General features: G+C 55.3%; 22 protein-coding genes and 1 pseudogene. 12 read left to right on the top strand and 11 right to left on the bottom strand.

From position 1 onward, the window contains the following. Positions 1–37 precede the first annotated feature (37 nt). Together OC597_RS05265 and OC597_RS05260 are read right to left on the bottom strand one after the other, a co-directional pair. Complete coding sequence (locus tag OC597_RS05265; RefSeq protein ID WP_012145068.1) at positions 38–1252, bottom strand: glycosyltransferase family protein; 1215 nt, start codon at positions 1250–1252, stop codon at positions 38–40. Continuing rightward, positions 1245–2075 (bottom strand): mannosyl-3-phosphoglycerate phosphatase-related protein, encoded by an 831-nt coding sequence (locus tag OC597_RS05260; protein ID WP_262207890.1) that lies wholly within the window; start codon positions 2073–2075, stop codon positions 1245–1247. Before OC597_RS05260 ends, OC597_RS05265 begins: the two co-directional genes overlap by 8 nt. A 228-nt stretch (positions 2076–2303) precedes the next feature. Here OC597_RS05260 and OC597_RS05255 point away from each other — a divergent pair, with 228 nt between their 5' ends. The 8 genes and pseudogenes from OC597_RS05255 to OC597_RS05220 all read left to right on the top strand — a co-directional run bounded on the left by OC597_RS05255 (position 2304) and on the right by OC597_RS05220 (position 10337). After that, the gene (locus OC597_RS05255) at positions 2304–3152 is read left to right on the top strand and encodes a GNAT family N-acetyltransferase (RefSeq protein ID WP_261462559.1); all 849 of its coding nucleotides are present in this window, start codon (positions 2304–2306) and stop codon (positions 3150–3152) included. Between the two features lie 246 nt (positions 3153–3398). Further along, a complete protein-coding gene (locus tag OC597_RS05250) occupies positions 3399–4271 on the top strand; it encodes a MurR/RpiR family transcriptional regulator (RefSeq protein ID WP_262207887.1) in 873 nt (290 codons plus the stop codon). 18 nt (positions 4272–4289) lie between these two features. Next, on the top strand, positions 4290–4853 hold the full coding sequence (ddpX, locus tag OC597_RS05245) for a D-alanyl-D-alanine dipeptidase (protein WP_262207885.1): 564 nt from the start codon (positions 4290–4292) through the stop codon (positions 4851–4853). 35 nt (positions 4854–4888) lie between these two features. Further along, entirely contained in the window at positions 4889–6439 is a 1551-nt protein-coding gene (locus tag OC597_RS05240) for an ABC transporter substrate-binding protein (RefSeq protein WP_262207883.1), read from the top strand. 48 nt (positions 6440–6487) lie between these two features. Beyond that, a complete protein-coding gene (locus OC597_RS05235; protein ID WP_085116706.1) occupies positions 6488–7504 on the top strand; it encodes an ABC transporter permease in 1017 nt (338 codons plus the stop codon). Positions 7505–7509: 5 nt separating this feature from the next. Continuing rightward, positions 7510–8396 (top strand): annotated as a pseudogene (gene ddpC / locus OC597_RS05230) (D,D-dipeptide ABC transporter permease). Beyond that, a complete protein-coding gene (locus OC597_RS05225; RefSeq protein WP_262207880.1) occupies positions 8396–9400 on the top strand; it encodes an ABC transporter ATP-binding protein in 1005 nt (334 codons plus the stop codon). Before ddpC ends, OC597_RS05225 begins: the two are co-directional and overlap by 1 nt. Next, the gene (locus tag OC597_RS05220; protein ID WP_262207878.1) at positions 9390–10337 is read left to right on the top strand and encodes an oligopeptide/dipeptide ABC transporter ATP-binding protein; all 948 of its coding nucleotides are present in this window, start codon (positions 9390–9392) and stop codon (positions 10335–10337) included. Before OC597_RS05225 ends, OC597_RS05220 begins: the two co-directional genes overlap by 11 nt. A 12-nt stretch (positions 10338–10349) precedes the next feature. Here OC597_RS05220 and lpxA read toward each other — a convergent pair whose 3' ends face one another. Both lpxA and OC597_RS05210 read right to left on the bottom strand, forming a co-directional pair. Next, positions 10350–11138 carry an acyl-ACP--UDP-N-acetylglucosamine O-acyltransferase gene (gene lpxA / locus OC597_RS05215; protein ID WP_262207876.1) on the bottom strand — a complete coding sequence of 263 codons (789 nt, stop codon included), beginning with the start codon at positions 11136–11138 and terminating at the stop codon, positions 10350–10352. 296 nt (positions 11139–11434) lie between these two features. Next, positions 11435–11716: a YjcB family protein gene (locus tag OC597_RS05210; RefSeq protein ID WP_085116713.1), complete on the bottom strand. Its 282-nt coding sequence runs from the start codon at positions 11714–11716 to the stop codon at positions 11435–11437. A gap of 293 nt (positions 11717–12009) precedes the next feature. Here OC597_RS05210 and mrdA2 point away from each other — a divergent pair, with 293 nt between their 5' ends. Beyond that, a complete protein-coding gene (gene mrdA2 / locus OC597_RS05205; RefSeq protein WP_262207874.1) occupies positions 12010–13935 on the top strand; it encodes a peptidoglycan DD-transpeptidase MrdA2 in 1926 nt (641 codons plus the stop codon). Between the two features lie 102 nt (positions 13936–14037). Beyond that, entirely contained in the window at positions 14038–15756 is a 1719-nt protein-coding gene (locus tag OC597_RS05200; protein WP_261254850.1) for a penicillin-binding transpeptidase domain-containing protein, read from the top strand. Positions 15757–15787: 31 nt separating this feature from the next. On the opposite strand, the gene OC597_RS05195 is transcribed toward OC597_RS05200, so the two are convergent. Together OC597_RS05195 and osmB are read right to left on the bottom strand one after the other, a co-directional pair. Then, positions 15788–17026, bottom strand: coding sequence for a putative porin (locus tag OC597_RS05195; RefSeq protein WP_262207872.1), 1239 nt, complete (start codon positions 17024–17026; stop codon positions 15788–15790). Positions 17027–17469: 443 nt separating this feature from the next. Beyond that, entirely contained in the window at positions 17470–17682 is a 213-nt protein-coding gene (gene osmB, locus OC597_RS05190; RefSeq protein ID WP_085116717.1) for an osmotically-inducible lipoprotein OsmB, read from the bottom strand. Positions 17683–17855: 173 nt separating this feature from the next. Between osmB and OC597_RS05185 the strand changes: the two genes are divergently transcribed. Then, positions 17856–18050, top strand: a complete 195-nt coding sequence (locus OC597_RS05185) for a hypothetical protein (RefSeq protein WP_262207869.1) — start codon at positions 17856–17858, stop codon at positions 18048–18050. Positions 18051–18058: 8 nt separating this feature from the next. On the opposite strand, the gene OC597_RS05180 is transcribed toward OC597_RS05185, so the two are convergent. Next, complete coding sequence (locus tag OC597_RS05180; RefSeq protein WP_262207868.1) at positions 18059–18352, bottom strand: hypothetical protein; 294 nt, start codon at positions 18350–18352, stop codon at positions 18059–18061. Positions 18353–18686: 334 nt separating this feature from the next. Beyond that, a complete protein-coding gene (locus OC597_RS05175) occupies positions 18687–19226 on the bottom strand; it encodes a helix-turn-helix transcriptional regulator (protein WP_262207867.1) in 540 nt (179 codons plus the stop codon). Between the two features lie 625 nt (positions 19227–19851). On the opposite strand from OC597_RS05175, the gene OC597_RS05170 reads away from it, so the two are divergent. Further along, positions 19852–19986 (top strand): AcrZ family multidrug efflux pump-associated protein, encoded by a 135-nt coding sequence (locus OC597_RS05170; protein WP_262207865.1) that lies wholly within the window; start codon positions 19852–19854, stop codon positions 19984–19986. Positions 19987–20025: 39 nt separating this feature from the next. Here the strand turns inward: OC597_RS05170 and OC597_RS05165 are convergent, their stop codons facing one another. The 3 genes from OC597_RS05165 to OC597_RS05155 are packed head-to-tail and all read right to left on the bottom strand — an operon-like array spanning position 20026 to position 22612. Further along, the gene (locus OC597_RS05165) at positions 20026–20787 is read right to left on the bottom strand and encodes an amino acid ABC transporter ATP-binding protein (protein WP_261254844.1); all 762 of its coding nucleotides are present in this window, start codon (positions 20785–20787) and stop codon (positions 20026–20028) included. Then, the gene (locus OC597_RS05160; protein ID WP_261284547.1) at positions 20784–21701 is read right to left on the bottom strand and encodes an amino acid ABC transporter permease; all 918 of its coding nucleotides are present in this window, start codon (positions 21699–21701) and stop codon (positions 20784–20786) included. The genes OC597_RS05165 and OC597_RS05160 overlap by 4 nt, the downstream gene beginning before the upstream one ends. Beyond that, positions 21698–22612 (bottom strand): ABC transporter substrate-binding protein, encoded by a 915-nt coding sequence (locus OC597_RS05155; RefSeq protein ID WP_262207863.1) that lies wholly within the window; start codon positions 22610–22612, stop codon positions 21698–21700. Before OC597_RS05155 ends, OC597_RS05160 begins: the two co-directional genes overlap by 4 nt. Positions 22613–22626: the final 14 nt, after the last annotated feature.

Raw genomic sequence — 22626 nt, 5'->3', positions numbered from 1 at the left:
GTGAACAAAAGTAAAACCCGCCAAACGGCGGGGGTGTTTACTGCTGATTATCTTGCTCCACGGCGTCATACAGCCGTTGCAGAATGTCCGGGAAGGCGGACTGTACACGGTTCCAGCTCGGCACAAAGGGTTTGTCACCGGGGTTTTCGCTAAAGGCGTGACCCGCCTGAGAAATGACACGGGAGAACAGCTCAACCGCCGATTCTTCGCTGTGACGATCGAAGCCCAGGCCGTTCATTTTAGCGTCGTGCTCGAAGGCGTCGATCATATCCAATGCGGTGCGGTAATAAGTGGCGCGCAGCACACGGAAAGAATCACTGGTGATCGGCACCCCCTGGATCGCCAGCTTGCGATACAACGCCTTGGTAATGTCGCTCGCCATACGTTGCAGGCCGGTGTTCGGATCATCCTCCGACATTGGCTGATGCTTGTGGTCGTAATGGTCGGCGATATCGACCTGACAAATGCGGTTGGTGGCGGTGTTCCGGTGGATTTCCGACAGCACGCCAATCTCAAGTCCCCAATCGCTGGGAATCCGCAGGTCATTGAGAATATGGGTACGCATGGCGAACTCGCCGGAGAGCGGGTAGCGGTAGCTGCGCAGATAGTCGAGAAAATCCGAGTTGCCATAGACCTTTTGCAGTGATTTCAATAGCGGAAACACCAGCAACCGACCCACGCGGCCATTCAGCTTGCCGCCGGCCACTCGTGCGTAATAGCCCTTGCAGAAGTCGTAATGAAACTGCGGGTTGGCCACCGGGTACAACAGGCGCGCCAGCATGCGACGGTCATAGGTGACAATGTCACAGTCATGCAGCGCTACACAGCTGCTGCGGCGCGATGCCAGGGTGTAACCGACGCAGAACCATACGTTGCGGCCTTTGCCCGGCTCGTTGGGTGCCAGTCCTTCGGCGCTGAGCTGTTCGGCAATCGCCGTCAGGCGCGGCCCATCATTCCACAAAATCCGGTGGCGCTGTGGCAGGCGCGAGAAGAAGGCTTTGGCGTGCAGAAATTGCTGATGGTTGGCGCGATCCAGGCCAATCACGATTTCCTCCAGATAGGGCACCTGTGCCAGCGTATCGACGATCTTGTCCAGCGCCGGGCCTTCCAGCTCGGAATAGAGTGAAGGCAAAATCAACCCCATGGTGTTGCGGCCGGAGAACACCTGCAGCTCATATTCCAGCTCGGCCAAGTCACGTTGGGCCAGATTGTGGAAGTTGGTGATGATGCCGTCCTGGTAAAATTCACTCATGTTGAGATCTCCCGTTAAGCAGAAAATGATCCAATCCTTCGCACCAGCCCTGTGGGCCTTGCTGTTGCGTGCGGTACAGCCGGCCGGAGAAATCGTTCGGTAAAGTAAGCGGCTGGGCCTGCTGGCCACGGATCAATACCGCCAGATCGCTGGCGTGCAGCAGGGAGAGGTCATTGGGGCCATCGCCCAGACTGAGGGTGGTTAAAGGCTGACGCCGGGTTAATTGATAACGCGCGGCCAGCCAGCGGGCGGCATTGCCCTTGCTGACCTCTCGGCTCATCAGGTGATAAAAGCGTCCCCCCTGAGTCAGATGCAGGTCGTGTTGCGCCAGCAGGGTGCGAAAGTGTTCAAGTTGGCGATCGGTGCCTGCCCAACGTAGCGGTTCTGAGCCGGCGCGTTGCCGTGCCTGGCGGGCTTGGGGCAGGGTTAAGCCGGTCCAGTCTGCCACCGTCGCGGCATCCACATCGGCAAATCCCTGGAAGGCGAAACCGGTCTGGTGGCGCAATGCCCGCAAGGTTGCCGTCAGGCTGTGGTAATCGGCCCCCAGGGTTTTCGCCGGGTAGTCGGGTTGGTCGTGCCATCCCTCGGGAAAAACAATCTGCGCGCCGTTTTCGGCAATAAAGGGCCAGTGGCTCAGCCCCAGTTGCTGTTGCAACGTGCAGACCTCGGCGGCGGTTTTACTGGTGGTGATGATCAGCGGCGTCTGGGCCTGTGCCAGACGATCCAGCCAGGGCTGCGCCGCTTGCCAGCGGTAGCTGTGGTGATCCAGCAGTGAACCGTCCAGATCGGTAAAAATTAACAGGTCGGGACTCAGTTTCAGCATTTCATCTCCATTCTATCGTGCACAATTCGCTGATAAATAGGCGGATTACTTTGTTTTAACGCGGGAGACCAAGAGGGGGATTTATCGCCGCACGCACCTTAAAACTGTGATGAAAATCACAATTAACCCTAACGGGTTATCGGCGAGGGCGCAAGTTTGCCGGTTGCAACCGACTATCTCATCATGGTGCTATAGCCAGAAATCAATGCTGATCAGGAGAACTGGGCGATGATATTTAAACTACGAGATATGGAGTCAACCGACGTGGCTCCAGCCTATTGGCTATCACAGCATGTGCAGTGGCCCCACCGGCTGGAGGATTGGCAGCAGGCGTGGTCGTTGGGGGGCGGCGTAATTGCCGAGGCCAGCGGTGAGGTGGCAGGCTGTGCGCTACGCTGGCTGTGGGGCGAACACCGTGCCACGCTGGGGCTGGTGATTGTCGCCGAGCAGCACCGAGGGCAAGGCATCGCCAGGGCAATGATGCAGCAGTTGATGGCACCATTGAGTACTTATCAGCTGCAATTGGTGGCAAGCGATCAGGGCAAGCCGCTGTATCAGCAATTGGGGTTTGTCGAACAAGGTACCCTGGCGCAGCATCAATGCCGGGAGTTGCCGCTACGCGATGCTGCACCGTTGCCAAACGGGCTAAGTCTTCGTCCGGCTTTGCCTGCGGATATTGGCTTACTGAGTGAGCTGGATTTGCTTGCCAGTGGCATGCAGCGTCAACCGCTGTTGGTAGAGTTACTGGCAAGTGCCGGGCAGGCGCTGGTGCTGGAGCGGCAGGGGATTGCCGTCGGTTTTGCCCTGCGGCGTCGTTTTGGTTATGGCAGCATGATTGGCCCGGTGGTGGCGTCAGATCCTGCCGACGCGATCGCCTTGATTGACTCCCTGTGCCAACCCTGCGGTGGCCAGTTCGTGCGGGTAGATACCCCCTTGGTCAGCGGCCTTAGCCCATGGCTGAACCAGCGTGGTCTGCCTTGCGTGGATACACCCACCATCATGGTTCGTGGCACGCCTTATAGACCGGATTATTCTCTTGCACAGACTTTTGCACTGGTTTCGCAAGCCTGGTCATAAAATTGAAATTAAGGGTTCACGGCGGTGCATTGCCAGATGCATTGCCCAAATGTTGTGCAATAGTTATCAACTGATGACTATGTTGTAACCGCAGGATCTGCCGTTCCTGCACCGCCGTCCGCCGCCGCGCGAGAATTCTTCCCCAGTAGTCCGCAATTGGCACAGGCCATGCATTGTCATCATTAGTCTCTGTTACCTGAGTAACAGAAGGTGGTTTGGTGACAACTCAACAACAGCGGGCGAACTATGGCAGAGCATCCTGATGTGATCGCACAAATAGAAGCGTCATTTGCGGTACAGACCCCGACCGGCAAGCGCATCGCCGGTTACCTGCTGGCCAATCTGGCGCAGGTGCCGTTTGAAACGGCCGACAGCATCGCCCGCAGCACCGCCACCAGTGGCATATCGGTGGGGCGTTACCTGCGTAGCCTGGGTTATCGCAATCTTGACGATTTGAAACGCACGCTGCGTGAACAGGGAACGGCACTGTACCAGCCCTGGGGCGTGACCGATCGCCTGGGAGCTTATCGCCAACGGCGTGAACAACCGCAACCACAAAAGCTTCGTCAGTCGTTAACGCTGGAGCTGGAGGCGATCGAACAGGTTTATCAATTGGCCGGTGGCGAAGCCTTTGCTCAGGTCAGCCGACAGTTGGCGCAAGCGGAAGCGGTATTTGTGATCGGTATTCAATCGACGCGCGGCATCGCCAACGCCTTCTACAGCCACCTGGAATACCTGCGCCCCAAGGTCTACTACGCCGACGGGTTGTCCGGCACCTATGTGGAATCACTCAACTCTGAATTCAGCACGCCCTATCTGGTGCTGACCGACACTCGCGCTTATTCCACCATCGCCCAGAAATACTGTCAGGCGGCCTGCGCACGTGGGCTAAGGCTGGCGCTGATCACCGATATTTACTGCCCGTGGGCACGGGATTACCCGATTGACCTGCTGCAGGTGAAAACCGACACCGGCCAGTTTTGGGATTCGCTGGCGCCGTTAAGTTGCCTGTTCAACCTGTTGTTGTCTTCGGTGTTGGAACAGGGCGGTGCGGCGGTGGAACAACGGCTGGCCAATAACCGCAGCCTGCAAAAAGAGTTGGGGCAATTTGAATCTTAACCGCTATGGGAAAATGCAATGAGTGACAATGTAACTTTAATCGATCTGACTGAGGCCTTTCCCGAACTGCCGATCGATTTGAAATACGCCAGCGCCGACAACTTGACCGGCCGGGCGATTTACCTGGAGAACCGTTGCCTGTTGCATCCCGATGCGCTACCGGGGCTGCAGCGCTGCCTGTTGGCGGCGAAGCTGGCCGGTTTTTCCTTGCTGATGTTCGACGCCTATCGGCCACAGCAGGCGCAGGCACTGCTGTGGCTGGCCTGTCCGGACCCGCAGTATGTCACCAGCACGCAAACCGGTTCGCACCATAGCCGCGGCGTGGCGATCGACGTGACGCTACTGGATGCCGACGGCATGGCACTGGATATGGGCACCGCCTTTGATGAGATGAGCGAACGCTCCCACCCGTTTTACCCAGATTTCCCTCCGGAGGTGCAGCGCAACCGGCTGCTGCTGAATGCGGTGATGGCCGCCGGAGGTTTTCGCGGTATCGCCAGCGAATGGTGGCACTTTGAGCTGCCCAACGCCGGGGATTACCCGCTGCTGGCCGATCGCTTCGGCTGTTTTTCTTACGATTAAAACAACACACATTCAACGCATCAGGAGCTTTGTTTATGAATAAGATCAAATACGCCGCTCTGGCGGCTGCAGTGACGTTGGGTCTGGCGGGAATGGGTCAGGCGCAGGCGGCGGTCCCCAAGGACATGCTGGTGATTGGCAAGGCGGCCGACCCGCAAACGCTGGATCCGGCGGTCACTATTGATAACAACGACTGGACGGTGACTTATCCGGCTTACCAAAGGTTGGTGCAGTACAAAACCGAAGGTGGCAAAGGCTCGACCCAGGTGGAAGGTGAGTTGGCCGAGAGCTGGACGGCTTCTGACGATCAGTTGGTCTGGACCTTTAAACTCAAACCCGGCAACAAATTTGATGATGGTTCGGACGTCGATGCCGAAGCGGTGAAGTGGTCGTTCGAACGCCTGATGAAGATTGGTCAGGGCCCGTCCGAAGCCTTCCCGAAAGATTTGCAGGTCACGGTGGTGGATCCGCTGACGGTACGCTTTACCTTGAAAACGCCGTTTGCGCCGTTCCTGTACACCCTGGCCAACGACGGGGCCGGTATCGTTAACCCGGCGATTGCCAAGGCCAATCCGGCGGATGAGGGCAAAGCCTGGCTGGCCAACCACAGCGCCGGTTCTGGTGCTTACAAACTGGATCGTTGGCAAAAAGGCCAGCAACTGGTGCTGGTACCGAATCCACATTACAGCGGGGCCAAACCGGCGTTTAAACGGGTGACGGTGAAAATCATCGGTGAAAGCGCTACCCGCCGTTTGCAACTGACACGTGGCGACCTGGATATTGCCGAATCGCTGCCGATTGACCAACTGACGGCACTGAAGAGTGAAAACAAGGTGGCGGTCAATGAGTATCCGTCTCTGCGGGTGACCTATCTGTACCTTAACAACGGCAAAGCGCCACTGAACCAGGTCGATCTGCGCCGCGCCATTTCCTACGCGGTGGATTACCAGGGCATGGTGAAGGGCATCCTCGGCGGCAACGGTAAACAGATGCGTGGCCCGATCCCGGAAGGCATGTGGGGTTACGATGCCAACGCGCAGCAATACAGCCAGGATGCGGACAAGGCCAAGGCGGCTCTGGCTGCGGTGAAGGATAAACCGGCTTCACTGAACTTCCTGTACTCGATAAGCGATCCAAACTGGGAGGCGATTGCGCTCTCGGTGCAGGCCAGCCTGGCGACGGTAGGCATCAATGTCAAACTGGAGAAACTGGCCAACGCCACCATGCGTGACCGCATCGGTCAGGGGAATTACGACATCGCCATCGGCAACTGGAGCCCGGATTTTGCCGACCCCTACATGTTCATGAACTACTGGTTCGAATCCGACAAGAAAGGGTTGCCGGGCAACCGTTCGTTCTACAGCGATCCGCAGGTAGACGCGCTGTTGAAGAAAGCGGTTTCGGTGTCCGATCAACAGGTGCGTACCGCCGATTACCAGGCGGCGCAGAAAATCGTCATCGACCAGGCGGCCTATGTTTATCTGTTCCAGAAAAACTACCAGGTGGCGATGAACAAAGACGTGAAGGGCTTTGTGTATAACCCGATGCTGGAGCAGGTGTTCAACGTTGGGCAGATGAGTAAGTAATCTTCTTCGGGCAGCCGTTTGGCTGCCCCTGCACCATGGGAAATCGCTATGAACGTTTGGAGCCTTATCCGGCAGCGTTGCTGGGGGCTGGTGCTGGTGATGTTCGGGGTGTGCGTGATCACCTTTACCATCTCGCACCTGATCCCCGGCGATCCTGCCCGGCTGCTGGCCGGTGACCGTGCCAGCGAGGAAATCGTCCAGCATATTCGCCAGCAACTGGGCCTGGATCAGCCGTTATATGTGCAATTTGGCCGCTATGTGCTGGATCTGCTGCATGGCGATTTGGGTACGTCCATCCGCACCGGCCGCCCGGTGCTGGAGGATCTGCGTGCCTTCTTTCCCGCCACGCTGGAGCTGGCTTTTTGCGCCTTGCTGCTGGCAATAGTGCTGGGGGTGCCGCTCGGCGTGGTGTCAGCGGTTTATCGCAATAAATGGCCCGATCATCTGGTACGACTGCTGTCGGTAACCGGCATCTCCACCCCGGCGTTCTGGCTCGGGCTGGGCGTCATTATCCTTTTTTACGGCCAACTGAATCTCTTACCCGGCGGCGGCAGGCTGGACGACTGGCTGGATCCGCCCACCCATATCACCGGCTTCTACCTGCTGGACTCCTTGTTGACCGGCAACGGCGAAGCGTTCTGGAACAGCCTGCAGCATCTGATCTTGCCCGCGCTGACGCTGGCGTTTGTTCACCTCGGGGTAGTGGCGCGGCAAATCCGCTCGGCGATGCTCGAACAACTGGGGGAGGACTATATCCGTACTGCTCGCGCCAACGGTCTTTCGCACTGGCGAGTGGTATTGGGTCATGCATTGCCGAACGCGTTGATCCCATCGGTAACGGTGTTGGGGCTGGCATTGGGAGATCTGCTCTACGGTGCGGTGCTGACCGAAACAGTATTCGCCTGGCCGGGCATGGGCGCTTACGTGGTGGACTCCATTCAGGCGCTGGATTTTCCGGCGGTAATGGGCTTTGCGGTGGTGGTGTCCTTCGCCTACGTGATGGTTAATTTGATTGTCGATCTGCTCTACCTGTGGATCGACCCGCGAATGGGGCGCGAGGGATAATGACGATGACTCAAATCGAACAACCGCCAGTGACACAACCCGCCTTACGCTTTGTCAGCCTGCGACGTGCCTGGTACCGGGTGCGACGTAGCCCGCTGACGCTGCTGGGTGCCGCCATCATGATTATCGTGCTGTTCCTGATGTTGTTCTCACCGTGGCTGGTACCGCACAACCCGGATGCGATTGACCTGACCGCGCGTTTGCTGCCGCCCTCTGCCAATCACTGGTTCGGCACTGATGAAGTGGGCCGAGATCTGTTCAGCCGGGTGCTGGTCGGCAGCCGACAGTCGGTGGCCGCCGGGCTGGCAGTGGTGGTGCTGGCGGGGGGCATTGGCTCGCTGCTTGGCTGTTTCTCCGGCGTGATCGGCGGCACGGTCGATGCGTTGATCATGCGTTGCATGGACATCATGCTGTCGGTGCCTTCGCTGGTGTTGACCATGGCGCTGGCGGCGGCGCTGGGTCCCAGCCTGTTCAACGCCATGCTGGCGATTGCGGTGGTGCGCATTCCGTTTTATGTCCGACTGGCGCGTGGCCAGACGTTGACGTTACGCCACCAGGCATACATGCAGGCGGCGCGTACCTTTGGCGCTTCGCGCTGGCACCTGATCGGTTGGCATGTGCTGCGTAACGTGATGCCGCCGTTGGTGGTTCAGGCGTCACTGGATATCGGCACCGCGATCCTGATGGCGGCTACGCTGGGCTTTATCGGCCTGGGTGCCCAGCAACCGACCGCTGAATGGGGGCGATGGTGGCCAACGGCCGTAATTATGTACTCGACCAGTGGTGGTATTCAGCCTTTCCCGGAACGGCGATCCTGATCACCGCCACCGGCTTCAACCTGTTCGGCGACGGTCTGCGCGACCTGCTGGATCCTAAAACCCGGGGACGCTGATGAGTGAAACTACCGTTTTATCTATCGATGAGTTGCAACTGGAATTCCCGGTCTACGGCGGCAGCGTCAAGGCGCTCAATCGTGTTTCACTGCAGGTTAAGGCCGGTGAGATTGTCGGCGTGGTGGGCGAGTCCGGCTCCGGCAAGTCGGTGACCGCGATGATGACCCTGCGTCTGTTGGCAGAGGATGGCTACAGTGTGACCGGCGGTTCGCTGGAGATGTTGGGTACCGACGTACTGAAGGCCAGCGAGCGACAAATGCGCCAACTGCGGGGGGCCAGGGTGTCGATGATTTTTCAGGAGCCGATGAGCGCGCTGAATCCGACGCGCAAGATTGGTCGCCAGATGTGTGAAGTGATCCGTCTGCATCAGCGGTTATCGGCGGCGGCGGCCCGTGACAAAGCGATCCAACTGCTGCGGGAGATGCAAATTGCCGATGCGGAGCGGGTGATGGAACGTTATCCGTTTGAGCTGTCCGGCGGTATGCGCCAGCGGGTGCTGATCGCCATGGCATTCTCCTGTGAGCCGGAGCTGATTATCGCCGATGAACCGACCACCGCACTGGACGTCACGGTGCAGCGTCAGGTGCTGCGATTGTTACAGCAGAAAGCGCGCGCCAGCGGTACGGCGGTGCTGTTCATCACCCATGATATGGCGGTGGTGTCGCAGCTTTGCGACCGGGTGTATGTGATGTACGCCGGGCACGTGATAGAAAGCGGAGCTACCGCCAGAGTCATCGAACACCCGAGCCACCCGTATTCCATCGGGCTGTTGCTGGCGGCACCGGAGCGTGCCGAACCGCGCAGCCTGCTGCGGGCTATTCCCGGCACGGTGCCCAATCTCAGTGCGTTGCCGCCGGGCTGTGCCTTCAGCAACCGCTGCCGCCACGCCGACGCCCAGTGCCAACAAACGCCGTCGCTGATGCCATTGGCCGCTGAACCGACCCAGCGGGTGGCCTGCTGGCATCCGCAGTCAATCGAACAGGAGGTAATAAATGAACCTTGAAGCGCTGTTGGAACTGCGCGACGTGCGGCTGCGCTTTCCCGCCAGTTATAACTGGCGTGGTAAGCCGCGAGAGTATGTGCATGCGCTCAATGGGCTGGATCTCAATATCATGCGTGGGGAAACCCTGGGTATCGTCGGCGAATCCGGCTGCGGCAAGAGCACGCTGGCGCAGTTGCTGATGGGATTGTTGAAGCCCAGCAGCGGCGAACTGTTGCGTGCACGTAACCAAGGTTCCTGGTTTGGCAGCGGCATGCAGATGGTGTTTCAGGATCCGCAGTCGTCGCTCGATCCACGTCTGCCGGTGTGGCGCATAATCACCGAACCTGTGTATGTACAGCAGCATAACAGCGTGACGCAGCGGCGAGCACAGGCGGCAGAACTGGCGCAACAGGTCGGCCTGCGGCCGGAGGCGATTGACCGGCTGCCGCACGAGTTTTCCGGCGGGCAGCGCCAACGCATCTCCATTGCTCGTGCATTGTCCTCACAGCCGGATATCATCGTGCTGGATGAACCCACCTCGGCATTGGATATCTCGGTGCAGGCGCAGATCCTCAATCTGCTGGTGGAACTGCAGCGCCAACGCAACCTGACCTACGTGCTGATCTCGCATAACGTCTCGGTGATTCAGCACATGAGCGACCGGGTGGCGGTGATGTATTTGGGGCAAATCGTTGAGCTGGGACCGACCGCGCAGGTACTGCGCCAGCCGCAGCATCCCTATACCCGGCTGTTGCTGGATTCAGTACCCCGCGCCGGTCGTTCGCTGAGCGACAGCGCCATTGAAGACCGCAAGGGCGAACTGCCGGGCAACCGCCAGTTACCCCAGGGCTGCTTTTTCCGTGAGCGTTGTCCCTATGCCGGGGAAGGCTGCCAACTGCCACAAAACTTGCGTGTCAATCTGGCAGGCACGGCGGTGCGTTGCCATAAGGTGGCATAACGGCCTCTTTGATCAACGGATAATACCGCGCGTCGAACGTGTAAAGAAATCGAGGAACAGGCTCAACAGCGGGTATTCCACGCTGAGGTGAATGACTTCTTGCCGGACATCCTCCAGCGCCATGGCCCGGTGGTAGATCATGTCATACAGCGAGTGAATCACCCGCTGCTGTTGCGGGTCGGCGGCCAGAAAAGCCGGGGCGGACAGGTGTACACCACCGGGTTTGGCACGCTGCCCTGCAGCCAGTACGAAAGGCGGCAGATCTTGCACCGCCAGGGAGTGGTCGTCTAACCGGGCATGGGCACCGATAATGCAAAATTGATGTATCGCGCACCGGGCGCCGACCCAGGCGGCATCGCCCAGCTCAACATGCCCGGCCAAACCGCTGTGATCGCCGAGGTAAGTGCCGTCACCGATGATGCAGTCATGGGCAACATGCACATTGTCGCGCAGATCATTGTCATTACCGATGAGGGTGCGCTGGCAGCCTTGCAACGTCCCGCGATGCAGGGTGGCGTATTTACCGATGCGATTGCGGTCGCCGAGGATTAGCGTGGTCGGCTCACCGGCATATTTCAAATCCTGGCTGGCTTCGCCGATCGAGGAAAACTGACCGATGACATTGTCACGGCCGATACGTGTCAGGCCATTGATCACCGTATGCGAGGCGATCGAGGTACCTTCACCAATCTCAACTCCGGCAGAAATGTAGCAAAAGGGGCCGATACGCACGCGGGCACCGATAATCACGCCGGGCTCAATCACGCTGTTGTCGGCAATACGGGCAGAAGGAGAAATCATGACGCATCCTGATGGCGGCGCGTGGCTATCCATCAGCCAGGCCAGTCATCGGTTAATTATTAAGCCGGATTCTGGATTAATTAAGGGGGGAACAGGAAAGTGTGGGCAGGAAGTTTGCCTCCCCGTCGGTGTGACAAGGTCGTCTGGGGCCAGCATATGTCGGTAGACGCCTTAGGTTGCTACTTTATATTTTATTTATTTTATGAACCTTTGGGTAATAACGGGATGTTACCACCGGCGGTAAACAGAAGATCAACAACAGGCAAAACGGTCACGCTTTGCCTGTCCACTCTGGCTCAGGGCATGGGCCAGTCGGTGGGAGTGTTGCTGACGACTTCGACATACATGTCCCAGGCGTGTGACCAGAAAAGCACAAAGCCTTCCTGACTGAAACTGATGCCCATCAGGCCCATGACAAACCAGCAGGTGGTGAACAGCCCCAGGCTACTGAACATAAATGCCATACCGTTACGGCTGGTCTTACGGCAAACGACGTTTAGCTGGCTGGCCATAAACATCATAACGGCGCTCAGTAACTCCCAGCGCATCATAATAAAACCGGTGGCAATGGCACTCATCGAACAGGGTCCTTGGAAAAAGCCGCAACCGGCAGGGCGCCGGGAGGTTTGTGCGGGCAAAAATGGAATAGTGTGATCTGCGTCACATTGTAGCACTGGCGCAAACGGCGGCTCAATCCCTGACCGGGAGAAAAATCGGCATTTGGTAACATTCCAACATGCTGAAACATTTATGCCATTTCATTAGCAACCTTTTAATGGGGCACCTTCACCAATAACGCTATGCTTGCCGACCTTTCACTGCCCTGATTTATCTTGGGAAAGTGTGACGTCAGACAGGTAACTCGCCACGCATGGCCCTATTACAAGATAAAATTCGTGACCATTCTGCAGAGGAAATGCTGTTTATTCGCCGTGCAGGTGTGGCGATGGTGCTGGTAGTTGCCTGTTTTGGCGTACTGGTCGCCAATCTGTACCGTTTGCAGATTAAACAGCATGGGTTCTACCAAACGCGATCCAATCAGAACGACATTAAAATGGTGCCGATTGCTCCTAGCCGCGGGCTGATCTTCGACCGCAATGGTACCCCGCTGGTACGCAATATTACGTTGTACCAGATCCAGATCATTCCCAGCAAAATCGACAATATGACCGCACTGCTGCAAGAACTGACGCCGATTGTCGATCTGACCCCCGAAGACATCACCGCCTTTCGCGATGACATGCACCACAATGGCCGCTATAAGCCGGTGACGCTAAAAAGCGGGCTGAGCGAAACCGAGGTGGCGCGTTTTGCGGTCAATCAATATCGCTTTGACGGGGTAACTATCGATACCTATCAGCAACGTGAATATCCCTATGGTGCCGAGCTGGCGCATGTGGTGGGTTATGTATCGAAAATCAATGACGCTGATTTGAAACGGTTGGATAAAGAAGGCCTTAGCGAGAACTACGCTGCCGACCACAATATCGGCAAGCAGGGCATTGAGGCTTACTATGAGGCTGAACTGCACGGTACCACCGGCTATCAGGAAGTGGAGGTGGACAACCATGGCCGGGTGATACGCCTGCTGAAGGAGCAGCCACCGCAGGCCGGCAAGAATATCTATCTAACGCTCGACTTGCCGCTGCAGCAGTACATTGAATCCGTGTTGAAGGGGCAGCGTGCGGCGGTGGTGGTTGAGGATCCGCGTGACGGCGGCATTCTGGCGATGGTGTCCAGCCCCAGTTATGACCCCAATCCTTTCGTGAAGGGCATCAGTTACTCCGCCTATAAATCTCTGCTGGCCAATCCCGATTTACCGCTGATTAACCGCGTCACGCAAGGGCTGTATCCACCGGCCTCCACCGTGAAACCCTACATGGCCACTTCTGCGCTGTTTGCCGGGGTGATCACCCCCAACACCACTTTCTTTGGTGCTCCAACCTGGACCTTACCGGGTACTCAACGCCATTATCGTGACTGGCTCAAAAGCGGTCACGGCATGCTGAACGTGACCAAGGCGATTGAAGAGTCTGCCGATACCTTCTTCTATCAGGTGGCGTATGAAATGGGCATTGACCGTATTCACAGCTGGCTGAGCCAGTTTGGTTACGGCCAGGCTACCGGGATCGATCTTAATGAAGAGTATCGTGGCGTGTTGCCAAGCCGCGAATGGAAACAGCGAGTGCATAAAAAAACCTGGTATCAGGGTGACACCATCTCGGTGGGGATAGGCCAGGGGTATTGGGTCGCCACGCCGATCCAGATGGTGAAGGCATTAACCACGCTGATCAATAACGGCAAGGTGAAAACACCGCATCTGCTGTATTCGATGAAGCAGGGCAACCGGGTCAGCCGCTACCAACCGCCGGCAAAAAGCGCGCAGATTGGCGATGCCAAATCGCCGTATTGGGGCATCGTGCGCAACGGCATGTACGGCATGGCCAACCTGCCGAACGGTACCGGTTACAAGCTGTTCCACACCGCGCCATACCAAATTGCCGCCAAGTCCGGCACTTCACAGGTGTTCGGTCTGAAAGAAAATCAGACCTATAACGCCAAGATGATCCCAGTGCGGTTGCGCGACCACATCTTCTATACGCTGTTTGCCCCCTATAAAAATCCACGGGTGGCCATGGCACTGATTCTGGAAAACGGCGGCGGTGACGGCGTAGTGGCAGGGCCGACCGCACGGGCAATCCTCGACCATATTTTTGACCCGGCTAATGCGCCACAGACGGGCGGCGACCTGAAAGTTAAACCGGAGTTAAACGACAGTGCGGACGTGCAGCCCTAAACGCGTTTGTTTTTACTTTCTTACAAACTGCAATCTTCTAAAGATTTTTGTCAGGTTAGACTGAAATCATTACATAACCTTAATAAAAACGCAGGGTTAACAGTGGCGCCATTAACAAAAAAAAGCGGTAAAAATTACTCCACCCTTCGCTTTGGCTGGATTTGCGCCGGGATACTGGTTTGCTTTTTCCTGCTGGCGTTCCGGGTCGGCTATTTGCAACTGTTGGAGCACCAGCAATTGGCGGATCAGGCGGATCAGCGTTCGATCCGTACCCAGGTGCTGCCGACCAACCGGGGGATGATCACCGATCGCAATGGTGAAGCCTTGGCCGTGAGCGTATCCTCACGAGATATCGTGCTGGATCCCAAACATATTATCGATACCCATACCGATCTGACTAATGAGCGCTGGCAGAGTCTGGCCAACGTGCTGAAAATGCCGCTGACCGAGGTGCAGAAGCTGATCCAGACTAACGCCCATAAGCGTTTTGTCTATCTGGCGCGTAAGGTTGAAGATGATAATGCCAACTATATCAGCAAGCTGCATTTAACCGGTGTCAGCACGGAACAGGACTTCAGCCGCTTTTATCCGATGAGTCAGGATGCCGCCGGGTTGATCGGTATTGTCGGACAGGACAATCAGGGGTTGGAAGGCATTGAGCTGGGCTTTAACCACTTGCTGCAAGGCAAGAACGGGCTGCGCGTCTACCAGAAGGATGGCAGCGGGGCGGTGATTGGCGTGATCAAAAACGTCGATCCTGTGCCACCGCCGAACGTTACGCTGAGCATTGATAAATTCATCCAATACGTGCTGTATGCGCAGATCCGCGACGGAGTGGTGGCGAATCAGGCCGATTCTGGCTGTGCGGTGTTGGTGAAAGTGAATACCGGCGAGGTGCTGGGTATGGCCAGCTACCCATCATTTAACCCAAACAACTATGCCAATACACCGACGAAAGACATTCGTAACGTGTGCAGCAGCGACAGCTTCGAGCCGGGCTCCACGGTGAAACCGGTAGTGGTAATGGTCGGGCTGGAGCACCACTTGATTAAGCCGGATACCGTGCTGGATACCACGCCTTATCGGGTCAACGGTCACCTGATCAAGGATGTGGGCCACTGGTCGAAGCTGACCATTACCGGCGTACTGCAAAAATCCAGTGACATTGCCGTTTCACACATCGCACTGGCGTTGCCGGCCACTGTACTGCCGGCGGTTTACAAAAGCTTTGGCCTGGGGTTGCCGACCGATCTGGGTATCGGTAACGAAAGTAGCGGCTACTTGCCGCAGCACCGTGAGCGCTGGGCGGATATCGAACGTGCGACCTTCTCCTTTGGCTATGGCTTGCGTGTGACGCCGCTACAGATGGCGCGCGAATATGCCACTATCGGTTCCTATGGGGTTTATCGACCATTGTCGATCACCAGGGTCACGCCGCCGGTGATGGGACAACGGATCCTGCCGGAAGATACGGTAAAAACCGTGGTACATATGATGGAAAGCGATGCCTTGCCGGGTGGCAGTGGGCTCAGCGCTGCGGTACCGGGTTACCGGTTGGCGATTAAAACCGGTACCGCCGAGAAAATGGGGACCAACGGGAAATACGACGGCGGGTATATCAACTACACCGCCGGTGTGGCCCCGGCCAGCGATCCGCAGGTGGCGCTGGTAGTGATGGTCAACAACCCGAAAGCCGGTAAGCACTTCGGTGGCTCGGTGGCCGGCCCGGTGTTCGGCAAAATTATGGCTCAGGTGTTGGAGCATATGAACATCCTGCCGGATGCCCAGCCGTTGAAGGTGGTGTCTCAGGTTAAGGGGTGACGCAAAGCCCCCTCGATGGAGGGGGACCGGATCAGAAGTAGTAGCCGATGTTCACGTTGGAGCGAAAATACCATTTATTGCTGCCGGAGGACTGGGTGCTGGTCCAGCCGGTGGCGTTTTCGGCACCACCCCAGGGGTTGGCGTTTTGCGCCCAGGTCAAATCAACCCAAACCATCACCGGCAGGGCAAAGATCTGCACCCCGAGAGTATTCATTTTAGAGTCTGACCCGCCGTCCTTATCCTTCCACAGCACGCTGTAATCGTTATAAAAGCGCAGTTTTTTTACCGGTCCCCAGGGCACTTCGACATCGCGTGCCAGATTGATCGACGCGGTAGTGGCCTGCGCCGGAATCAAATAGGCTGGGGTCAGGCCGTTACCGCCTATTAAAATCACCGAGTTGTTTGCCCCCTCAGGCCCCTTGGCGTCATAAGAATAACGGATAACCTGGGTCGACAGATGCCATGGGTCGTAGTTCACCAACGCGTGCAGGCCTGCCGCCCAGAAAGAGCCATTATCCCCGGTGGCATGATTATAGAGCCGGGAGCCTGCCAGCGAGCCGCCGAGCTCGTTGTTCCAGTCACCCTGATGGAACTCACGCGTCAGACGCAGGTTAACCTGGTCGCGTTTCTCGTTGGATTGCAAATGCTGCGAGCCGTAGTTGGTGTTTTTCAGATCGTCATAATTGCCCACCTCCGGCGCATAGCGCACGCCTGCCGGCATCATGCGGGGAAAATAGGCTGCATCGAATGCCCAAGCATTGTCATGGTATTGGTATTTGGCACCCAGCCCGTTATTAACACCGAAACCGAGGTAAAACGGGATGCCGTAGGACCACCCAAACTGCGGATAGGGTTGCAACCCAAAGGGTTTGAAAGGTGCGCCAAGCTGTAGGTCCGAGTTGCCAGTCAGGTGATAACCGACATAAGCACGGTCGATAGCGTATTTCCGGCGATCCTGAAACCAAAAACCAGAATCAAAGAATGCGTCATTATAATTGGCGCTGGTATCGATGCGGAAGGCGTCAAAACGCAAGTGCGGCGGGTTGCGATAATTGCTACTACCCCAATCCTCATAGCGGTAATTGGCACGCAATGCTCCACCGATATCAATGTTTTTCTTATTATCTGTGCTTTGCCAATGCAGGTGAGGAAATACCGGACTGCTCTTTTTTACCGCCGACCCGGTGACGAGTTTGTCCTTGTCTGCTGTGGTGGTATTGGCGTAACTCATTGGTGATAAAAGTAAAGTTATGATGATGGCCTTACGCATGGCTTTCCCCTGATCAAGACTGACTTTTTAAAAGCGAGCGCGTTCCGCCATAAAATAATGGAAGCGTTGCTTGGGTTTTATATATGAGACAAGTTTTGGTTAAGTATTTATTATTTTAACCTTGATTAAGTTTCAAATATGAAACTTTGTTCCACATTTAATATGGAAACTATAAGCCTGACATTTTTCAAGTCAAGAAATAAAAAGGTCAGTGCGAGTAAAGCGAACATTGCTCACGAAGCGTCGGTTGACAGGTCATGGAAAGGTGAGGGAGTGTGCGAGTAGGACTTGGACTGTTATTCTGATTGGGTTTTATGATGGATAATAAAAATCCCTGCTGAGTTTCTTTAATATTAATAAATAATGGAATGACATCCATTTCAGGTCGATTATTTTAAACAGTCAATAACCGACCTGAAACTGATATTTTTTTGCTGTAAGGATCAGCGGCTGGTCTGGTGGCCGATGATGCCGCCCAGTGCTGCGCCACCCAAGGTCCCCAGCGTGCTGCCGTCGGTCAATACTGCACCGCCCAATGCGCCTACGCCGGCACCAATAGCCGTGTTGCGATCGCGGTGAGACATATTCCCGCATGCAGTCACGGAAAGCGTTGCCATGATAACAACCATTACGCCTGCAGCACGTTTAATGTTCATAAGAGTTTCCTGGTAAAATTGGCTAATTAACAGACAAAGAAATCACTGATTAATCGGCCGGTAAAAGTTGAGATGAATGTATTCCTGTGGAAGAAATTAGAATAGGTAAATATTCTTAATTTTGAGCATTCGGATTTTGCCGAACGGCTTCCCGCATTTGAGCTGGAGATAAAATGAACAGCCTGACTGCAGGCGCGAGAAAACGGCATCTCTATGGTACTGCCGTCGTCACAGGTGCTGTTAATCTGACTGACCAGCAGATCTACATGAGTTACGAGAAAAATCGACAACGGCATGCCTTGGTGTGCATTAGGGAAAAGAAGCAGGGTCTTCTGCCCTCGAGAGAGGGCCTTGAAGTTATTCTATAATGATTGACTTAAAGTGAACTCAGAAACCAAATAAACCCACAGACCACCAGCCAAAATAAGCCGCTGATGATAAATACGCCATGCCAGGCATAGCGTTCAAGCCACTGAATGGGGGTTCTTTTGATCTTTACCGATGATGTCGTCATCTTGTTATTGAGGGTCAAAGATATCCACTTGCTGAATACCCCCTGATGATGTTTCTGGAGGGTGATGTTTCTGTTGGCTGACTGTGTTTTTTTTAAAATAACAGGAATATTCATTGTGAATGAGGCGCTGAGATGTTTATTCGTTTTAAATTTCACCTGTCTCTCCCTGAAACAAATATGTAACAATTTAACCATGTATATCTATTTTTAATAATGCTTTCGCGATAACGATAAGCTGCGTCCATTATTTTTGCACAAACGGGAGTTTACTCACTACTTCATTCCTGCTGTTTATTTTTGATAATTGCTTTTTAAAATATATTAAATTATATATTCCCATTGAAATCAAATTGATGTGGAATGGGTTCCATGTGAAACAAAATTAAATTTTGAACATAGTGTGAGGTTGTCTGGGGTGAGATCGCTGATGAAAAAGAGACTTCCGGCACAACAAGTCAAAGAAGCATCAAAAGTCTCACTGAAGTCTGTCTCAGCTTGAGAGTGATGACTCAATGCCGGTTTTTGGCCAGCAAGACCAGGATTTGAGCAAAACCCGAGCCTGCTGGGGGGCCAGTGCGAATAACGCCACATCGTTATTCAGCCCAAGTTTTTGCATCAATCGACGCTTCTGATAGCTGATCGTTTTCACGCTACGTCCTTGTTGATAGGCGATATCTGTCACGCTTAGACCCTTGTGAAGGGCTTTCATCACCAACTGTTCACGGGGGGCCAGTAATTGGCGACGGACAGTGATATTCGAGCTCAAGGGGGGGCCGAGTAAAGCGCCCAGGGCATACAGCATGGCATTGCTGGTCAAAGAGAGTCGGGCCATGGCCGCCTGTTTTTGGTTGCTGACGGTGCGGACATCCCGCTTAAGTCTCCAGGCAATCGTGGTCAGGGCCTGACCACTGAGTAGGCCTTGCATAATAATGCGTTCATTGTCGGTCAGCAGGCTGGCTAGCTGGGGTGGCAAAAGGGGGGACGGTTGTTTGCCGTGAATATCGGTAATGGCAGGTTTCGGTAATATCATGGTGATGTTTCCCTGGTAGGGGCACTCCTCTTTTTGGCAATATGTGCATATGGACTGAGTCCGTGGCCAAGGGCATTGGCAAAAAATAAAATTTAAGTTGTTAAGGAATTAATTAAAAGCCCACCGGCATTGCCTGCATTTTCCTCTTTTTTTTATCATAGATAGTTCCCTGGAATAATCCTGTGAAAGGTCTGGTTAGTTTATAATTCTTGGCTATGAATCCTCTGGGGATAACCCAAGTAATGACTGTTATTTTCGCATAAATATATCTTTGGTGAATATTTCATTCTTGCTACCTTTCTACAATAGTTGCGTTGTTGGGGGCATTATTTTATCTGTGTTCAATAAAAACAAGGCCCGGGCGTTGATCCCTGCAGGCGAGATCTGCTGGGGCTTCCCGTCAGGTTGGCACGGTGATTTTTGGTGCTTGGTATGAGGGGAAATCGGCTGCTGAGAAAGAGCATTTTTTTGTATTGCAGTAATGCAACTGTGTAAGTTACATTAGCGACGTTAGGGTGTGATCTACATCACAGATTGAAATCAAGCAAAAATAACCTTAAGAAAACTCAGGGAAATATTTCTTTTCTGAGATGGCTTTTCTCTGCTTAAAAACCAGGTGACGACGATGTTAGAGATGATTGAGAGTTTGGCAACCGTGGTGCTCCTGGTGCCGGTAATGATAGCCGTGTTACTTGGCTCGATTTATGGCCTGGGTGAGCTGTGTAATCTTTTCTCCGCCATAGGCAAAAAGAAAGGCTGAATTTAATGATCAGGGGGCGCAATGCCCCCCGACGCAGGTTTAAAGTACGGTGGCCAGGAAGTCACGCGTTCTTTGATGCAAGGGCGCATCCAGTACTTGCTGCGCAGTTCCCGTTTCCACCACTTTCCCCTGATCCATAAAGATGATTTGATCCGCTACCTCGCGGGCAAAACCGATTTCGTGCGTTACTACCACCATGGTCATGCCCGAATGCGTCAGGCCTTTCATCACCTGCAGCACTTCGCCCACCAGCTCAGGATCGAGCGCAGAAGTCGGCTCATCGAACAATAACACCTCGGGGTTCATCGCCAGCGCGCGGGCAATGGCGACCCGCTGTTGCTGACCGCCAGAAAGCTCACGCGGCCAGGCGTGGATACGGTGTTCCAGCCCGACGCGGGTCAGCAGGGCTTTTGCCCGTTCCAGCACCACAGATTTCTTTTCCTTTTTAACCAGCAATGGCGCTTCGGAAACGTTTTCCAGCACCGTGCGGTGGGGGAACAGGTTGAACTGTTGGAATACCATGCCAATACTTTTGCGTTGTTCGGCGACCTCGCGCTCCTTCAGTTCATACAGCTGATGACCTTTTTGGCGATAGCCGATGAGCTGTTCGCCCACGCGAATGGTACCACCGTCGAGTTTCTCCAGGTGGTTGATGCAACGCAGCAGGGTCGATTTCCCCGAGCCGGAAGGGCCGAGGATCACCGTGACCGAGCCCGCCGGGATCTGCAGGCTGATATTCTTCAGCACTTCGGTGCCGGAAAAGGACTTCCGTACCTGATTAATCACAATGGCGGCACTCATGATTCTGCTCCCTGTGCCGGGCTAATCGGGGGCTTGCGGTTGCGGAACAGCCAGTTACTGCCCGTGGCCTGGCTGCCCCGACCAAAGTAGCGCTCAACGTAGTGCTGACCGATCGACAAAATAGAGGTCATCACCAGATACCACAGCGTGGCGACCAGCAGCAGCGGGATCACCTCGTAGGTGCGCTGGTAGATGATCTGCGCCGAATACAGTACATCCTGCAGGGCAATCACCGATACCACCGCGGTGGTTTTAAGCTGTCCGATCACCTCATTACCGGCCGGTGGCAGAATCGTGCGCATGGCCTGCGGTAACACGACCCGCCACAGGATCTGCCCACGGCGATAGCCCAGAGCCTTGGCCGCTTCCAACTGACCGCTGCCGACGCTTTGGATACCGGCCCGCACAATCTCTGCCGCATAAGCCGACTGATGCATCACCAGGGCGATCACCGCCGCGCTGAAGGTGCTGATAATGGTGTTGGTAGGCGCGCTGGCGACTTCGCCCAGAAAGGGGATCCACAGGCTGATACGCGGATAGAGCGCGGCAATGTTGTACCACAGGAAAAGCTGCACCAGCATCGGTACTGCGCGGAAGAACCAGGTATAGAACCAGCTCACTGCCACCAACACCGGGTTGGCCGACAGACGCATTAACGCCAACAGTACGCCACCGGCGAAGCCGAAGATCACCGAAATCACCGTCAGTTTCAGCGTCATGATCACGCCGTTGATAATCGAGTCTTCGGTGAAGTTTTCCGCCACCACCGCCCATTCGAAGCGCGGGTTGTGCACCATCGAATTGGCGATGATGCCCACGATCAGCAGCACCAGCAGCGCGCTGAACCAACGCCCATAATGCCGATGGCCGACAATGCGCAGCTCGGCATCGTCGATGGGGTGTTGCCCACTCATTTTGCGATCTCTTCGTTGATACCGGCAGTTTTCACCGCACCAAAACCGATATCCCAGCCGTCGAGGATTTTCTGGTAGCTACCATCGGCAATCAGCGAGTTCAGCGCCGCCTGCACCGGTTTCACCAGCTCGGAGCCTTTTGGCAAAGCAATGGCAACGGTGGTGCCTTCAATGTTGATGTCGCCGGCCAGTGCCAGCGGCTTCACATGAGTAGCCTGGTAACGCAAGCCTTCATATGGGCCGAAGAACATCGGTACGCGACCGCTGATCACCGCCTGAACGCCGGCCGGGCGGTCGGGGAAGATCGGAATAGTGATAGCCGGTTTACCGCCGCTGACGCATTGATCGCTGGCTTGCTGCAAACGGGTGATCTGCGAAGTGCCGGCACCGGCACCCACGGTTTGGCCACAAAGCTGTGCTAAATCGGTATACGGGCCAAGTGCCGCATCTTTACGGGCAATCAGCGCCAGTTTGGAGGCATTGTAATAGCCGACAAAATCGACCTGCTGGAAGCGTTTTTTGTTGGCGTCGATGTTAGCCAGCGCCACGTCATAGCGGCCGGATTTCAGGCCGGGAATGATATTGTCGAAGCCGCCGGTGTCTTTCCAGTGGATCGCTACGCTAAGACGATCGGCAATCGCGCTCATCACATCGATTTCACGCCCGGCCAGCGTTTTGTTGTCCGTTTCATAGAAAGTGGTTGGCGGGGTATTCGGGTTGGTTCCCGCCACGATGTAACCGGCCTTTTTGATAGCTTCAGGCAGGCTGTCATGCAGCGCAGTATCGGCGCTGGCTTTCACTGCGGCACGGAAGGGCACATCGTCTTCGGCAGCGAAACCGCTGGCCAGCGGAGCCAATGTGGCAGAGGCCAACAGCAGGGACAGAGCGGTGCGTTTAATGGTGGTTTTCATGATGTTCCCCTGCG

Origin of the sequence: Serratia proteamaculans (assembly GCF_946227095.1) — a bacterium.
GTDB classification, from domain to species: Bacteria; Pseudomonadota; Gammaproteobacteria; order Enterobacterales; family Enterobacteriaceae; genus Serratia; species Serratia proteamaculans_E.
Note: the sequence above shows the minus strand (reverse complement) of the source record. Positions and strands in the feature narration are given on the sequence as shown.

What these genes read in the sequence shown, in the direction of transcription:
- OC597_RS05155 (WP_262207863.1), bottom strand. Translation starts at nt 22,612, where the DNA reads ATGAAAACCACCATTAAACGCACCGCTCTGTCCCTGCTGTTGGCCTCT.
- osmB (WP_085116717.1), bottom strand. Translation starts at nt 17,682, where the DNA reads ATGAACATTAAACGTGCTGCAGGCGTAATGGTTGTTATCATGGCAACG.
- ddpX (WP_262207885.1), top strand. Translation starts at nt 4,290, where the DNA reads ATGAGTGACAATGTAACTTTAATCGATCTGACTGAGGCCTTTCCCGAA.
- OC597_RS05210 (WP_085116713.1), bottom strand. Translation starts at nt 11,716, where the DNA reads ATGAGTGCCATTGCCACCGGTTTTATTATGATGCGCTGGGAGTTACTG.
- OC597_RS05265 (WP_012145068.1), bottom strand. Translation starts at nt 1,252, where the DNA reads ATGAGTGAATTTTACCAGGACGGCATCATCACCAACTTCCACAATCTG.
- OC597_RS05175 (WP_262207867.1), bottom strand. Translation starts at nt 19,226, where the DNA reads ATGATATTACCGAAACCTGCCATTACCGATATTCACGGCAAACAACCG.
- OC597_RS05225 (WP_262207880.1), top strand. Translation starts at nt 8,396, where the DNA reads ATGAGTGAAACTACCGTTTTATCTATCGATGAGTTGCAACTGGAATTC.
- mrdA2 (WP_262207874.1), top strand. Translation starts at nt 12,010, where the DNA reads ATGGCCCTATTACAAGATAAAATTCGTGACCATTCTGCAGAGGAAATG.
- OC597_RS05170 (WP_262207865.1), top strand. Translation starts at nt 19,852, where the DNA reads ATGTTAGAGATGATTGAGAGTTTGGCAACCGTGGTGCTCCTGGTGCCG.
- OC597_RS05195 (WP_262207872.1), bottom strand. Translation starts at nt 17,026, where the DNA reads ATGCGTAAGGCCATCATCATAACTTTACTTTTATCACCAATGAGTTAC.
- OC597_RS05185 (WP_262207869.1), top strand. Translation starts at nt 17,856, where the DNA reads ATGAACAGCCTGACTGCAGGCGCGAGAAAACGGCATCTCTATGGTACT.
- OC597_RS05220 (WP_262207878.1), top strand. Translation starts at nt 9,390, where the DNA reads ATGAACCTTGAAGCGCTGTTGGAACTGCGCGACGTGCGGCTGCGCTTT.
- OC597_RS05165 (WP_261254844.1), bottom strand. Translation starts at nt 20,787, where the DNA reads ATGAGTGCCGCCATTGTGATTAATCAGGTACGGAAGTCCTTTTCCGGC.
- OC597_RS05240 (WP_262207883.1), top strand. Translation starts at nt 4,889, where the DNA reads ATGAATAAGATCAAATACGCCGCTCTGGCGGCTGCAGTGACGTTGGGT.
- OC597_RS05160 (WP_261284547.1), bottom strand. Translation starts at nt 21,701, where the DNA reads ATGAGTGGGCAACACCCCATCGACGATGCCGAGCTGCGCATTGTCGGC.
- lpxA (WP_262207876.1), bottom strand. Translation starts at nt 11,138, where the DNA reads ATGATTTCTCCTTCTGCCCGTATTGCCGACAACAGCGTGATTGAGCCC.
- OC597_RS05235 (WP_085116706.1), top strand. Translation starts at nt 6,488, where the DNA reads ATGAACGTTTGGAGCCTTATCCGGCAGCGTTGCTGGGGGCTGGTGCTG.
- OC597_RS05255 (WP_261462559.1), top strand. Translation starts at nt 2,304, where the DNA reads ATGATATTTAAACTACGAGATATGGAGTCAACCGACGTGGCTCCAGCC.
- OC597_RS05250 (WP_262207887.1), top strand. Translation starts at nt 3,399, where the DNA reads ATGGCAGAGCATCCTGATGTGATCGCACAAATAGAAGCGTCATTTGCG.
- OC597_RS05260 (WP_262207890.1), bottom strand. Translation starts at nt 2,075, where the DNA reads ATGCTGAAACTGAGTCCCGACCTGTTAATTTTTACCGATCTGGACGGT.